General features: G+C 42.7%; 16 protein-coding genes. 2 read left to right on the top strand and 14 right to left on the bottom strand.

The genetic code is table 11. The features are described from left to right. Positions 1-27: 27 nt before the first annotated feature. Positions 28-2,742, top strand: a complete 2,715-nt coding sequence (locus QDI94_RS00685; protein ID WP_278866415.1) for a CDP-glycerol glycerophosphotransferase family protein — start codon at positions 28-30, stop codon at positions 2,740-2,742. 302 nt (positions 2,743-3,044) lie between these two features. Continuing rightward, a complete protein-coding gene (locus tag QDI94_RS00680; protein ID WP_278866413.1) occupies positions 3,045-4,154 on the top strand; it encodes an acyltransferase in 1,110 nt (369 codons plus the stop codon). 241 nt (positions 4,155-4,395) lie between these two features. On the opposite strand, the gene QDI94_RS00675 is transcribed toward QDI94_RS00680, so the two are convergent. The 14 genes from QDI94_RS00675 to QDI94_RS00610 all read right to left on the bottom strand — a co-directional run bounded on the left by QDI94_RS00675 (position 4,396) and on the right by QDI94_RS00610 (position 14,828). Continuing rightward, on the bottom strand, positions 4,396-4,779 hold the full coding sequence (locus QDI94_RS00675; protein ID WP_278418564.1) for a hypothetical protein: 384 nt from the start codon (positions 4,777-4,779) through the stop codon (positions 4,396-4,398). Positions 4,780-4,795: 16 nt separating this feature from the next. Continuing rightward, complete coding sequence (locus QDI94_RS00670) at positions 4,796-4,996, bottom strand: TM2 domain-containing protein (RefSeq protein WP_101029420.1); 201 nt, start codon at positions 4,994-4,996, stop codon at positions 4,796-4,798. A gap of 171 nt (positions 4,997-5,167) precedes the next feature. Then, the gene (locus QDI94_RS00665; protein ID WP_278866411.1) at positions 5,168-6,856 is read right to left on the bottom strand and encodes a sulfate adenylyltransferase subunit 1; all 1,689 of its coding nucleotides are present in this window, start codon (positions 6,854-6,856) and stop codon (positions 5,168-5,170) included. After that, complete coding sequence (cysD, locus tag QDI94_RS00660) at positions 6,856-7,755, bottom strand: sulfate adenylyltransferase subunit CysD (protein ID WP_015523494.1); 900 nt, start codon at positions 7,753-7,755, stop codon at positions 6,856-6,858. The genes QDI94_RS00665 and cysD overlap by 1 nt, the downstream gene beginning before the upstream one ends. Positions 7,756-7,796: 41 nt before the next feature. Next, a complete protein-coding gene (locus QDI94_RS00655) occupies positions 7,797-8,111 on the bottom strand; it encodes a 4Fe-4S dicluster domain-containing protein (RefSeq protein ID WP_021883710.1) in 315 nt (104 codons plus the stop codon). Beyond that, on the bottom strand, positions 8,095-9,777 hold the full coding sequence (locus tag QDI94_RS00650; RefSeq protein WP_278866408.1) for an adenylyl-sulfate reductase subunit alpha: 1,683 nt from the start codon (positions 9,775-9,777) through the stop codon (positions 8,095-8,097). Before QDI94_RS00650 ends, QDI94_RS00655 begins: the two co-directional genes overlap by 17 nt. Positions 9,778-9,797: 20 nt before the next feature. Further along, on the bottom strand, positions 9,798-10,709 hold the full coding sequence (gene trxB, locus QDI94_RS00645) for a thioredoxin-disulfide reductase (protein ID WP_278866407.1): 912 nt from the start codon (positions 10,707-10,709) through the stop codon (positions 9,798-9,800). Positions 10,710-10,721: 12 nt separating this feature from the next. Further along, positions 10,722-11,132 (bottom strand): M67 family metallopeptidase, encoded by a 411-nt coding sequence (locus QDI94_RS00640; RefSeq protein ID WP_117846862.1) that lies wholly within the window; start codon positions 11,130-11,132, stop codon positions 10,722-10,724. Beyond that, the gene (gene thiF, locus QDI94_RS00635; RefSeq protein WP_015523489.1) at positions 11,129-11,941 is read right to left on the bottom strand and encodes a thiazole biosynthesis adenylyltransferase ThiF; all 813 of its coding nucleotides are present in this window, start codon (positions 11,939-11,941) and stop codon (positions 11,129-11,131) included. Before thiF ends, QDI94_RS00640 begins: the two co-directional genes overlap by 4 nt. Then, positions 11,941-12,147 carry a sulfur carrier protein ThiS gene (thiS, locus tag QDI94_RS00630; RefSeq protein ID WP_015523488.1) on the bottom strand — a complete coding sequence of 69 codons (207 nt, stop codon included), beginning with the start codon at positions 12,145-12,147 and terminating at the stop codon, positions 11,941-11,943. Before thiS ends, thiF begins: the two co-directional genes overlap by 1 nt. Before the next feature lie 5 nt (positions 12,148-12,152). Then, positions 12,153-12,476: a thioredoxin gene (gene trxA, locus QDI94_RS00625; protein WP_278866406.1), complete on the bottom strand. Its 324-nt coding sequence runs from the start codon at positions 12,474-12,476 to the stop codon at positions 12,153-12,155. Continuing rightward, positions 12,477-12,722, bottom strand: a complete 246-nt coding sequence (locus tag QDI94_RS00620) for a sulfurtransferase TusA family protein (RefSeq protein WP_015523486.1) — start codon at positions 12,720-12,722, stop codon at positions 12,477-12,479. Then, positions 12,715-13,575, bottom strand: a complete 861-nt coding sequence (locus tag QDI94_RS00615) for a 4Fe-4S binding protein (RefSeq protein WP_101029430.1) — start codon at positions 13,573-13,575, stop codon at positions 12,715-12,717. Before QDI94_RS00615 ends, QDI94_RS00620 begins: the two co-directional genes overlap by 8 nt. A gap of 5 nt (positions 13,576-13,580) precedes the next feature. After that, a complete protein-coding gene (locus QDI94_RS00610) occupies positions 13,581-14,828 on the bottom strand; it encodes an O-acetylhomoserine aminocarboxypropyltransferase/cysteine synthase family protein (RefSeq protein WP_278866405.1) in 1,248 nt (415 codons plus the stop codon). Between the last annotated feature and the right edge of the window lie 15 nt (positions 14,829-14,843).

The raw sequence follows: 14,843 nt of genomic DNA, 5'->3' as shown, positions 1-14,843 counted from the left end.
ATGAGATTATTTTTATCTGGAGGTACTATGAGCGGTATAATTGTTTCTGTTATTGTTCCCTTTCTTGAAAGCAATAACAAGTTAATAGATACTCTGTCTTCAATTTCCGACCAAAAAAATATTAGTCAGGATAATATTGAAGTGCTTATTGTTGACGCTACCGAAAATACTGCAAGCAAAGGTACAATTGCAAATATGCCGATGTGCAAGGTAATTCATGCGAAAGCGGTTGAATGCTTTGCCGATGCCTGCAACCTTGCCGCGTCAAAAGCAGTCGGCAGATATATTACCGTGTGTAATTGCGGCGACACATTCAGCAATAATTATTTTGAAGACTGTGTAAAGATATTTGACAAAAAAGCCGAAATTCCGTTCGTTGCAGGTCACAGATTTTGTGTGAACCCTGTTTTCAGAGAAAAGAAGGAATTCAGACTTAACAAAGGTCACATTGAATCTGGCATTGTCAGCCTTTTTGACAATCCCAACCTCATCAACCTTGAGCTTACGGGTACATTTTATAAAGCTGAAATTTTCAAATCTTACAAAATGAACAACAAGCTCAAATACGAAAGTGCCGACGATTTTGCACTCAGGATTCAGCTTGATTATCCCGAATATGTGTATCTTGATGAGATTGAATTTGACTACTTTATGCCTGTAAGCGACGATTTTATGTACTATGTTCCCACAAACTATAAGGATTGGTACACGGATTCGCTTAACAACTTTTTGAAGCCTCTCATAAATGACAGCAAGGACAAGAGCGGCAAGATTCCTGCATTTATCCAGTTCTATATTGTTTTCAACATTTCAACAAAGTTTCTTGCAAATATGAATAACCGTAACAAGCATAATATGAACGATGAGGAGCTTGCGGTATTCCTTGAAACGGCAAGAGAATGTTTCAATTTTGCAAATGACGGTTTTGTTCTCAACAAAGACAAATACCGTTCTCTCGGCTACAGTGAAGAAGCTGCCGAGATGTTCTATATGATAAAGCACAACTGTAGTTTTAAGAATATGCCATTTGAATATTCCGAGGGCAAAAAAGAGGTCTATCTCAACTGCAATAATGTTTTTGTTTCAAAGCTCACAGATCAAAGAGTCGGTATGCATGTTATGGACTACCGTAACGGCAGACTCGTTATTGACGGCTCGTTCAGACAGGTTTTTGATCTTGATGATTTTGAGCTTTATGTTCAGTTTAACGACAAAAGACAGATTCTTACAAACACGGATCGCTACTCCTTAACAAAATACTTCGGTATCAGTGCTTACAAAAAATTTACATTTCACCTTGAGCTTGAGCTTGACCCGGAAAATCCGCAGCAGACTGTGGCATTCTTTGCAAGATACAAGGATTCAATTATTCCGCTCAAGCTTTCATTCCTGCACCATTGGTCTAAGTTTACAATCAAGCCAAAGAACTCCTACTGGAGATTCAACAAGTATGTTGCCTATATTGACAATTCAAGCACAATTGTAATCTGCCACGCATCTGCTATGGATACATTCAAGAGAGAACTCAAATTCCTCCCCTATGTTTTCAAGGAGAGTAAACGCAGCTTCATTACAAGAATTCAGTATTGGCTTACAAGACCTTTCTTCAAGAACAAGAAAATTTGGCTCATGTACGATAAGCTGTACAAGGGCGGCGACAGCTGTGAGTATCTTTACAGATATTGTGCAAACAAAAAGGACGGCATTTCAAGATACTACATCATTGACAAGAACACCTCCGACTATAAGCGACTTAAGGCTGACGGACTCAAGCCTGTCAAGAACCGTTCTTTCAAACACAAAATGCTGTTCTTGAATACAGATATTGCGCTCATAACAAATTCAAATGTATTCCCGTTCAACGGCTACAGTATGGACCGTTCAAGATTCATCAGGGGCTTGTGCAACTTCCCGTCAATGTGCCTACAGCACGGACTTTCGGTTCAAAAGTGTGCAATGGCTCAGCAGAGAATTGTTGACAACACACAGATGTACTTCCTTGCGTCAAAGTATGAGTACAAAAACCTGAGCAATCATGTTTACAACTATCAGGATTTTGACATTCTCAAAATGACAGGCATCGGCAGATATGACGGACTTATCAATAACGATAAAAAGCAGATTCTCCTCTCGCCCACATGGCGTATGTACAACGCAATGCCTGTAACAACAAGTGAGGGCGAACAAAGAGCCTACAATCCCGAATTCAAGCACACAACCTACTACAAAATCTATAACGACCTTATCAACAATAAAAAGTTGATTGACACGGCAAAGCGTACAGGCTACAAGATTAAGTATGTTCTTCACCCGATTTTGAGTTCACAGGTCAACGATTTTATCCCCGACCCGTATGTTGAGGTTGTTTCATCGGTTGGTGATTTCAACTACGAAACAGCCTTTCAGGAATCAAGCCTTATGGTAACGGACTATTCGGGCGTTCAGTTTGACTTTGCTTATATGAAGAAACCGCTTGTATATTTTCATCCGTCACAGCTTCCCGCACACTATGATGACGGCGGATTCTTCTATGATACAATGGGATTCGGTGAAATCTGTACCGAAAGCGATCAGCTGGTTGACCTGCTCTGCGAATATATGGAAAACGGCTGTAAAATGAAACCTAAGTATGTTGAAAGAGTTGAAGATTTTTATCAGTTTGACGATCATAACAACTGTGAAAGAATTTACAACGAAATCATCAAGTATCAGCAACAGGTTAATAAAGACAAATTAAAATAACATTTAAGCGGTCGGCTTTTGAGTTGGCCGCTTTGTTTTGCTCTTATTCGTCAAAGACGATATATCTTTTTCATCTTTTGAACATATGTACAAATTTTGTATATATTGTTTAAAAAAGACTCGTTTTTCTTTTGAAATACTACACTGCATAAATTGTTACCGTAATCAAATTGTGATATAATTGATACTTGGATTAACATTGCGTATTTAGCAAAAATTGTTATAAAAGGCAAAATTCTGTCAGAAACCGACAGGTCAAAATGCCCTGTATTTCAGGATTTCCTTTTACGGAGGTTTAAAAAATGAGCAAGACCAAACGACAGTCCGGCATTGAATTGCTGAGAATTATTGTGATGATGCAGATAATTTTTCTGCACGCTTATCAGTACGGATTACTTCATAATGCTTCAAAGGCTGCAGGCGATATTGACGGTACATTGGTAACATTTGTATGGTCGTTCTGCAGAGCGCCTGTTGATGTGTTTATTATGATAAGCGGATATTTTATGATAACATCGCAGTTTGATATAAAAAAGACCATACGGCGCAGCGGAAAAATCTACGGTGCAATGATTTTTTACTCGATTGTGCTTTCGATAATTTTCTTCATAAGCGATCCGTCACTCATAAATATAAATTCCGTTATAAGTGCGTTCACTCCGCTAATGTCACGAACTTGGTATTTTCTGAGCAATTATTTGATTATTCTTCTGCTCAGCCCGTTCCTCAACAAAATGCTTGCGTCACTCTCAAAAAAACATTACCTCTACTTTATGGGAATTGTTTTTGTGGTAGTAAGCCTATGGTCAACGCTTGCGGAAATTGACGGAGTAAGTAACGTTATCAGCGTCAACAAAGTACTTGATCCTTATATGGGCAAGAGTCTTGGCGGATTCCTTTTGATGTACATAATCGGCGGTTATCTGAGGTTGTTTGTAAAGCAACAACCGCTTGAGAAAAGAAAACTTAATTTCAAATATCTCGGCATTTTCGCCGCTCTTTGTGTGTCGGACTTTGTGCTGGCTTCTGTTTTTCCGCAGTACAAGCCGGCATTCGGTATGTTCAACAACCCGCTTGTCCTCGCCGAATCGGCAATGCTGATTCTCTTTTTCAGAGATTTCAATTTCAGCTCAAAATTTGTCAATACAGTAGCCGGCACAACACTCGGTGTATACGCTATCCACGAAAATCCGTATGTTCGTGATTGTCTGTGGCATGTTGCAAACTTCAGCAATAAGCACCTCTATGACACCCTGATTTATATTCCGATTGTAATTATAACAGTCATTTTAATATTCGCAGGTTGCAGCATAATCGAGCTTTTAAGACTTAAACTCTTCGAATTTGTCGGCAATAAAATCAACGCCCGCAAAACGGTAACATCAGTCACCCCCAATCAAAAGGCGAAATAAAAAAGGCACAGAACAATGTTCTGCACCACGGACTTGCGTGCGCGCATAAAGCTTTGAATAATCCAGCCGAAAAAACGGCGGCAAATACGGTAAAATTGAAACAAGCCTGTCAAAAAACAGGCTTGCAACAACCGCCGGATGGGCAGTCAATAAATTTAATCAGTTCTTTTTTGGAACAAACATTTTTGCTATATCAGTCTTTTCTTTTTGAGAAGGCTGATTTTTTATTGCAGAATTTATTTTACAGATTCATTTCCGAAAGCTCTTTTGCGGTTGCGTCAACGAGCTTTTCACACTTTTTTGTGTTTTCGCCGATCATTCCGCCAACGCTGAAAAGCCCGCCTGTGATTGAATCCAATGCCGCATTTTTAGCTACATTGTCCATACCCGCCTGAGTGGACTTTTGAATTGAGAATTTCTGTGTTTCCTTGCCGAAACCACTTTTCATAATCCACACCTGATTTTGACTGTCAAGTGCGGGAAATGTTATTACGGTAGCCATTCCATGCTTTGTAAGCGAGGGAACTCCTGCCGAAAAATTCTTATCCTTAATTGCCTCATACAGGCTTTCAATCGAATAAGTATTCTTTGTTTTAATATTTTTTACTTTTACACCAAATGCCACAGTGAATACCTCTCAATCAGTTATTACCCCAAACATTGCCGTCCTTGTCCGTAAACTTGCCTGTGAGAACCATAATAAAGTCAACAAGCCAACCGATTCCGAATACACCGCAGGTCAAAAGCCAGATGATACCTGTTCCGATTTTGCCTGTCATAAATCTGTGAACACCGAGTTCACCGAGGAAAAATGTGATTAATACTGCCGCTGTTTTGCTCATTTGTAAGCACTCCTTTAAATTTTATTTGTGTAAGTACACTATACAGAATAAAAATTATAAATGCAACAATTTGGCAGCAAGGTCAGTTTTTCGGCAAAAAAGTCATAAAATCACAAAGGACATTGCCAAATGACAATGCCCTCTGCGAATGAGTTAAAATGAATAAACTTGTTATCTGTTTTGAATTGCAATTTTTCTGTATGTATCAAACTTAACCCACTTTGCAAAAAAGTCTGCATCGTTGATATTGTCAAGTTTTGAGTACTCGGAAAGGAACTGCTGAATTTTTTCGTTGCTGTCGGCGAGAACCTCAAAGCCTCTGCCGTTTACAACAGGAACACCGCCGTAGCTGTACTCCGATGTCAGAACGATATCGGTAATCTTGCGGTCACGAACCTTTACGGCAACGCTGTCACGAAGAACTATAATATCAAAGCTGTCGGGATACTTATAGCTTTCGCCCTCAACAGGGATTGTGTCCCCTTTTGTATAGGTTTCCTTAACAGGCTGATATTTGAGAACATTAAGGCTTGAAGTGTCGTAGAAAAACTCTTCAAAAATGTCACCTCTTGCCTCAAGTGAGCCGAGTACGAATGACGCCTTTTTTGCATCATCGGCTTTTTCTTCAACCGAATCAACAACACCGCAGGCTGATGTCATATTTGACACACGGTCAATCAAAATAAGCTCACCGAGTGTTTTATGCTTTGAGAAAAGGTCAACCGCAATCGGCTCCGCAAGCAGAATTGTGCAGACTGCGATTCCGTTCTTTGTGAGTGAATCGGCAGGAATATGCTCGCCTGTGTTCACATCAACAGCGTACTTGATTTCTGAAACGATACCCGAAATAGTCTTTGTGCCGAGCTTTACAAGGTAATCCTTGCCGGCTGTAAGCTGTTCGTCATCCATCCAGAGAATTGACGCTGTAAGCTCCTGATAAGACGCAAGATTTGTGTCCTTTGTAATTACACAACCACGGGATACATCAACTTCCTTGTCAAGTGTGATTGTAACGGGCTGTCCCTTGAAAGCAGTTTTAACATCCTTATCTGTCATAAGGATCTGCTTTATATGAGCCTTTTCATTGCTCTGGAGTGTTGCGATTTCATCGCCTACGCTGATACTGCCCGACTCAATCTGTCCCTGAAAGCCTCTGAATGTGTGGTCGGGACGGCAAACTCGCTGAACAGGAAGATAGAATCCTTCTTCCTCCTCCGAGGAATCAACATCAACAGTTTCGAGATACTGAAGGAGCGGAACACCGTTGTACCACGGAATGTTTTCGGACTTTACGGTAACATTGTCGCCCTCTGTTGCGGAAAGCGGAATGATGTAGATATCGTCAAGTAAAAGCTCGTTTTTTAGTTCTTCAATCTGCTTTACGATTTCGTCAAAGCGTGACTTGCTGTACTTTACCAAATCCATCTTATTAACGGCAAAGACAAAATGTCTTATACCCATAAGCTTACAGATTCTTGCGTGCCGTCTTGTCTGAACAAGAACGCCCTGTGATGCGTCAATGAGAATAACTGCGAGGTCTGCAAAAGATGCGCCTACAGCCATGTTTCTTGTATATTCCTCGTGACCTGGTGTGTCAGCAACGATAAAACTGCGGTTGTCGGTTGTGAAGTAGCGATAAGCAACATCAATTGTGATGCCCTGCTCACGCTCAGCCATAAGACCATCAAGCAAAAGCGAATAGTCGATGTCACCGCTGCGACTGCCGACCTTACTGTCAAGCTCAAGAGCCTTTTCCTGATCGGCATAAATAAGCTTTGCGTCATAAAGTATGTGACCTATGAGTGTTGATTTACCGTCATCAACACTGCCGCAGGTAATAAATTTAAGTAAACCTTTCATCAGAAGTAACCCTCCCTTTTTCTGCGTTCCATACTGCCCTGTGCCTCGTTGTCAATTACTCTGGAGGTACGCTCCGAAGAAACGGAGCTGAGGGTTTCGTCAATAATTTCATCAAGAGTTGTTGCAGTTGACTCTATGCCGCCTGTAAGAGGATAACAGCCGAGTGTTCTGAAACGAACCGATTTCAATTCGGGTACTTCGCCCTCTTTGAGCGGAAAACGATCGTCATCAACCATAATAATGTTGCCGTCACGGTAAACAACAGGTCTTTTTGCCGCAAAGTAAAGCGGAACGATGTCAATTTTTTCCCTTTGAATGTACTGCCATATATCCTTTTCTGTCCAGTTGGAAATCGGGAACACACGAATGCTTTCACCCTTATTGATTTTTGTGTTGTAAAGCTTCCACATCTCTGGGCGCTGGTTCTTAGGATCCCATGCCTGTGCTTTATTTCTGAAAGAGAAAATTCTTTCCTTGGCTCTTGACTTTTCTTCATCTCGTCTGCCGCCGCCAAATGCCGCAGTAAAGCCGTATTTGTTGAGAGCCTGTTTGAGAGCCTGTGTTTTCATAATATCTGTGTAAGCCGCACCGTGATCAAACGGGTTGATGCCTTTTTTAACACCTTCTTCATTGGTGTAAACGAGCATTTCAATTCCGAGCTTTTTTGCTGTGTCGTCACGGAATTTTATCATATCCTTGAACTTCCATGTTGTGTCAATGTGGAGGAACGGGAACGGCGGTTTTTCGGGATAAAACGCCTTCATTGCAAGGTGGAGCATAACCGAGCTGTCCTTGCCTATTGAGTAGAGCATAACAGGCTTTTCGCACTCTGCCGCAACTTCTCTGATTATGTATATAGCTTCTGCTTCAAGCTCATCTAAATGTGAAAGCTGACTCATACCTTATCTCCTTTTCACGGAAATACTTACAAAGTGTTTCCTTAGTATTTGTTTGATTCTTTTTGATTTATATCAATCTTAATGACCTCGCCATGCGGTTTTTCAATTAACCACGAGAGGATATCTCCGTTCTTTTCGGTGTGAACCTTACTGCCCATACCGCCGATATCAGAACCGAGGAAAAAGCTGATTGCATATGCGGGACATTCTTTTATGCAGGAGGTGCAGCCCCAGCAATCCTTGGGATATTTGATGTACGCTTTGCCGTTTTCGTCAGTCTTGATAAGACTTCCGGGGCAGACATTGCGACACTTTTTGCAGCCTATGCACTTGGACTTGTCAATTACTATGCTCATACTTTTCACCTCCCGTTACAAGGTCACGAATAATAATTTTTATCTCGCCGTTTTCAAGACGAGAATTAACATACTTGTTAAAGTTCCTGTCGTCCTTTTCGGGATAGTCAAGGTTTTCGGCAAAGCTGTGCCAGCGTGTTTCCTTTCTCGCTCTGAGGTGAGCAATTACGCTTTTGCAGACCGTAAGCCTTTCTTTAAGCTCGCAGATATACATTAGCTCCTGAAAATCTTCTGCATAGAGGTCATCTGTGAGCGTTTCAAGCTGTCTGATTTTGCAGTCGGCAATGTCAAGCTGTTTTTCGTTGAAACGGTAGTTTGTTTTTATACCGCCTGCGTAGCTGTCCATAACCGTCTGCATTGCCTCTTCAAGCTGTTCCGTGGTGTAGAGTGAATGGCGGTCTGTGAGATATTTCTCGGTTTCCCTGAGGTGATAATTTATATCTTCATCGCTGATTTTCCCAAAGCTTTCTTTGCTGTCAATATACTTAACTGCCGAAAGTCCTGCAATTTCACCCTCTGCAAGAGCACCCGTAACATACTTCTGCGGACAACCGCCTGCAACATCACCGCCTGCAAAAAGTCCTTCAATTGTGGTTGCACGGTCTGTGTCAACCCAGTAACCGCTTGCCGTGTGACCGCCTACGATATACGGCTCTGTTCCCTCAATTTCAACATTCTGCCGTGAAGGATTTCTTCCGCTTTCAATCCACTTGATTGTCTGCGAAGGTGCCATATTGAGATAGGCTTTTAAAAGTGATTCGTCCTGCTCGGCTGTGATTCCCTCTGTTCTGAGGTAGCAGGGGCCTCTGCCCTCCTGATTTTCATTTACCGTACCGTAAACTCTTTCGGAAGTTGTAAGTCCGTACTTTGTTTCATAAACCTCGCCGAGTGAATTTATCTGCTTTGCACCTACACCCTGTGCAAGTGTTCCCGTGGGAGCGATTGTGTCCTTGCATCTGAGTGCGATAAAACGCATTTCAAAGGTTGTCATCTCTGCACCGGCTCTGATTCCCATTGCGTAGCCTGCACCTGTATTAAAGGGCGGATACCACATCTTATGGCGGGAAAATCCGGGGTTGTTCGGCTTGTAAAGTCCTGCCGCACCGCCTGTGGCAATTATGACAGCCTTTGCTTCAATTGTGTAGAAAATTCCGCTTTCAATGCCGAATCCGAATGCACCGTTGATTTTGTTGTCCTTTACCGAGTAATCAAAAATATTGACACGGTTGAGAACCGTTACATTCTTTGCCTTTTCGACTGCGTCCGCAAGAATCGGCTTTATGTTTTCACCGTTGATTTTAAGGTTTCGGTTGCCTCGTGTAACATACTTTCCGTTCTCGTCCTTCAAAATTATAAGACCGAGCTTTTCAAGTCTGTCGGTTACTTCGTTGAGCTTTTCGGACATGGTAAGGAGCAAATCCTCTCTGACAATCCCGTCGGCGTCCTTTTTAGCGTAGTCAACATAGTCCTGCGGTTTTCTGCCCTCAACAATGTATGCGTTAAGAGCGTTTACACCTGCGGCAAGACAACCGCTTCTTTTGATGTGTGCTTTTTCACAGATAAGAACCTTTTTGTCCGAATTTTCGGAAATGGTCAGAGCCGCATAACAGCCTGCCGTTCCACCGCCTATAATGAGGACATCGGTGCTTATTTTTTCTGTTTTCATAGGATTTCACTCCCTTGCCGTTATTGTTTTTCGTCAAGATATTTTTCTGCCGAAATCACACAGTTTGCACCGTCCGACACGGCTGTAACAACCTGACGAAGTGCTTTTGTTCTGATGTCACCGCCTGCAAAAATACCGTCTGCGGAGGTTTTTCCGCTTTCATCGGCAATAATGTAACCGTCCTTGTCGGTTTTGACAAGATTTGCAAGAGGTTTTGTATCGGGAACACTTCCGACTGCAACGAAAACACCGTTGCAATCAAGCTGTTTTTCTTCTCCGTTTTGTAAAAGCGTGACCGAAGTCACCTTTGTATCTCCGTTAATTTCAGATACCGTTGCATTTGTAAGAGCTTCAATATTTTCCGTGGCAAACACCCTGTTCTGCAAGGCTCTGCCTGCTCTGAAGGAATCCCTTCTGTGAACGAGATAAACCTTTTTGCAGAATCTTGAAAGCAGAAGTGCGTCACCCAAAGCAGTGTCACCGCCGCCTGTTACCACGGTAATTTTATCCTTATAGAAAGCCGCATCACACACCGCACAATAAGAAACTCCGTTACCCGAAAATTCCTTTTCGCCTTTTACACCAAGCTTTCTGCGCTGTGTTCCTGCCGCATAGATTACGGTTTTTGTTTCAAGACTTTCACCGCCGTCAATGTTTACGGAGAAGCTACCGTTAACTCTTTCAACCTCGGTAACCTCTCCCTCAACAAATTCAGCACCGAGTTTTTCGGCGTGAGTTCTGAACTTTTCTCCGAGGTCAAAGCCCGTTTCACCGTAAAGTCCGGGGTAATTATCTACTCTCTCGCTCTCGGCAATCTGTCCCGTACCCATAAATTCTTTTTCAACCACAACCGCTTTAAGGTTTTCACGCTGTGCATAAATTGCGGCTGAAAGTCCTGCGGGACCGCTGCCGATAATCACGATGTCGTACATAATCTCCCTCCTTTACTCTATAACAAGCTCTTCCTTTTCTGCTGTATCTCCCGTAATTTTGAATGAATTGAGAACGGGATTTTCTCTGTCCATAAGTGAAAGAATCATATAGCTTGCCTTGCTGTCAAAGGCAAGTCTTTTGTCCTCTTCAGACGGTCTTGACGGCGATTCGGGATGTGAATGCCAGTTGCCGAGAGGAACAAATCCGTTCTTTCTCATATCTTTGATTGCCTCAAGCTGTTCCTTTGGATCAAGCGAAAAATGTTCGTTTGAGTGGTCGATATTTGTAAGGAGATAAACCCTTTTAATCTCCTTGTCACCGCCCTCAACCGTTCCTGCAATAAGACCGCAAGCCTCATCGGGAAGCTCCTTTACAGCGTGAGCAAGTATTTTTTCAAAGTCGCTTTTTGTAAGTTTTATCATAAATGAACACCGTCACATTCTGCCTGTTCGTAGTCGATAAGCTCTGTGATTGTCGGGTGGTCACCGCAGACTGCACAATTGTGTGTGTCACTCGGAAGTTTTACCTTGCGAAATTCCATTTTGAGTGCGTCATATGTAAGAAGATAGCCCGTGAGCAACTCGCCCTGACCGATGATGTACTTGATTGCTTCCATTGCCTGTAAGCTGCCGATTACACCACCCATTGCACCGATAACACCTGCCTGCTTACAGGTTGGAACTGCGTCCTTTGGCGGAGGGTTCTTGAATACACAACGGTAACAAGGGCCTTCACCCGGCACATAGGTCATAAGCTGACCTTTAAATCTGATAATTCCGGCGTGTGAGAAAGGCTTTTTAGCCATTACACAGGCATCGTTGATAAGGAACTTTGCCGGAAAGTTATCCGTACCGTCAATGATGAAGTCATACTCCTTTACAAGGTCAAGAATGTTTTCGCTTGTAACAAATGTGTGGTATGTCTTTACGGTAACATCGGGGTTGATAGCCTCCATTGTTTCCTTCGCCGACTCAACCTTCGGCTTGCCGATATCCTGTGTTGAGTGGATAATCTGTCTTTGAAGATTTGAGAGGTCAACCTCGTCTGCATCTGCAATTCCTATTGTTCCTACACCTGCGGCGGCAAGATACATTGCGGCAGGAGCACCGAGTCCGCCTGCACCGATAATGAGAACCTTTGCGTTAAGGAGCTTTTTCTGTCCCTTTGCGCCGACCTCTTTAAGAATAATGTGTCTTGAATATCTTTCAAGCTGTTCGTTTGAAAATGCCATTACTGACCGCCTCCCATAAAGTAAAGGAACTCTACAACATCGCCGTCCTTTAAGGTTGTTTCTTCAAATGTACCGCTCTTAACAAATTCGTCATTGATTGTAACGGTTACATACTCGGGTGTTTCAACATTCTCGTCAATAATGAGCTGTGCTACCGTAAGATTGTCTGCAACTTCCTTTTTGTTTCCTGCAACTGTGATTGTCATAACGATTACTCCTTAATAAGTTTTTCTGTCACTTCGATTATTTCTGATTTTTTGACCGCACCTCTGAGTCTTTCTTTCTCTTCACCGTTTTTGAAGAAAATGAGTGTGGGTGCCGCCTGTACCTCATATTCCGATGCAAGCTCGGAATCAAAATTAACATTTATCTTTGCAATTTTCAGCTTGCCCTCATACTCTTTTTCAAGCTCAAAGAGTACGGGTGAAAGTCTTTTGCAAGGGATACAGCTGTCGGAATAAAAATCCGCAAGCACGAGTGTATCGGCTGAAAGAACTTCGCTCTGAAAATTGTCTTTGCTTACTCTCTGCGGCATTTAATCACCAACCTTTTCAACAATCAGGTCATATGTGCCGTCCTCGTTGTCAATGAGCTTGAGAATTTTGTGTCCCTCTTCCTTGATACTTCTCGGAACATTCTGAACAGGCTCGCCGTCATTCATTTTGATTGAAAGGATCTGACCTTCGTCAAGTTCTTCAAGGGCAACCTTTGCCTTTACAAAAGTTGTCGGGCATACCACATCGGTAATATCTACTGTATCGTCAATTACAAAATCAGCCATTGTAAACCTCCAAAATTCTCTGTTCAAATTTTTCTCTGCCTACTCTGTCGATTGTAAACTTAAAGCGTTCGCTCGGCTTTGCGTTTTCTGCAAAGAAGTTAAGAGCGGCATCACAGATTTCCATAAGTTTTTCTTTATTTTCGATAAACGGAATAATTGTTTCACCCTTGTTGATTGAGTTGCCGAAAAGTCCGCCGAATGAAACAATGTAGCCGTGAATTGTGTCCCACGCATCTGTCGGGCAAGCCTTGAAGCATCTGCCGCAGTAGTTACACTTTGAATTGTCAACGGAAATTTTTCCGTCCTCAAGAGTGATTGCACCCTGACGGCAGGCCTTTACGCAGACTCCGCAGCCGATACAAGCGTCCTCTTTCCATGAAACCTTGATTCCGCCCTTGATACCGACATCGTTTTCCTCAGCTTTAAGGCAGTTGTTCTGACAGCCTGTTATGCCGAACTTGAACTTGTGCGGGAGTTCCTTTGCAAAATATCTGTCGTCAAGCTCCTTTGCAAGAGCGTATGTATCAATACAACCGCTGGGACAGATTGCCTCACCCTGACAGGCTGTAATTGTTCTTACTCTCGGACCGCAAACGCCCGGCTCAACATCGCCCTCGGCAAGTGCGTCCTTAACTGCCTCAACATCATCAAGCTTTACAAAAGGAATTTCAACACTTTGTCTTGATGTGAGGTGAACATAACCGTCACCGTAGTTTTCCGAAACCTCGGCAATTTTCGCAAGCTGTTTAGCTGTGAGGTTGCCGCCTACAACTCTGAGCCTGAGCGAAAAATTATTTTTCTGTTTTTGACGCATAAAGCCGCCCTTTTTAAGCGTAGCATAATCAACTGCCATTTCTCTTACTCCTCCGATTCATTCACATTTATACTGTCTACAGCCTGTTTGAAGTCAGACTTTAAATCCTCAATATCCTCAATGCCGACGCTGATTCTTATTGTATCATCAAACACGCCTGCGTTTCTTTTTTGTTCTTCTGTTCCGTGAGCGTAAATTGTGCTTGACGGATGAATTACAAGTGTTCTTGTGTCGCCTATGTTTGTTGCATTTGTTGCATACTTCAAATTGTTGATAAGCTTAAATGCTCTTTCTTTACTTCCTGCCCTGATTGTGAGGATTGCACCGCCTTTTCCCTTCAACAACTTTTGACAAAGGCTGTAATAAGGAGAAGCTTCAAGAGCCGGATAGTTGACTTCGATACCGTCTTGTGTTTCAAAGAACTTTGCAAGCTCAAGAGCGTTGTAACAAAGACGCTCCATACGAAGTCCGAGTGTTTCAAGTCCGACAGAGTTCATAAAAGCATTAAACGGTGCAAGACAACAGCCTATGTTTCGCCAGATACCGTTTCTCAGCTTTGCAACATATGCAAGCCGACCGAATTTTTTGTACTCTGCAATACCTTTGTATCTTTCCGTATTCCATTCAAAATTGCCGCTGTCAACGATTATTCCGCTGATTGAATTTCCGCCGCCGTTAATGTACTTTGACGAGGAATGAACAACGATGTCCGCACCGTGTTCAAACGGCTGAATAAGATACGGAGTTGCCGTTGTGCTGTCGATAATGAGGGGAACACCGTGTGAATGAACAAGCTCTGATACAGCGTCAAGATCGGCAATTTCAAGTCCGGGATTGCCGATAAGCTCGGCAAAGACTGCTTTTGTTTTTTCGTTTATGAGCGGTTCAATCTCCTCGGCTGTCACCTTGTTAACATATCGTGTAACAATTCCGAAAGGCTCAAGATCTCCAAACAAATCAATTGTTCCGCCAAAAAGACCTGCGCTTGCGATTACCTCGTCACCTGATTCAAGAATGTTCAGGAGTGCCATCGTAACGGCTGCCATACCTGACGAACACGCAACCGCACCGACACCGTTTTCAATGGAAGCAATTCTGTTCTCAAAAGATGTTACCGTGGGATTGCCTATTCGAGAGTAGGCGTAGCCGGGAGCTCTGTTGTTGAACACCTTTTCAAGCTGTTCGGCAGAGCTGTGCGAAAATGCACTGACCTGATAAATGGGAGTTAAGGTTGAGCCAAAAACCTTTTCACCGTTAAAACCCTTGTGAAGTAATGCGGTGTTAAACTCCATAATATCACCAACCCC

The sequence above is a fragment of the Ruminococcus bromii genome (assembly GCF_928721825.1).
Lineage (GTDB): Bacteria > Bacillota > Clostridia > Oscillospirales > Acutalibacteraceae > Ruminococcoides > Ruminococcoides bromii.
This window is presented reverse-complemented; position numbering and strand designations above follow the sequence as displayed.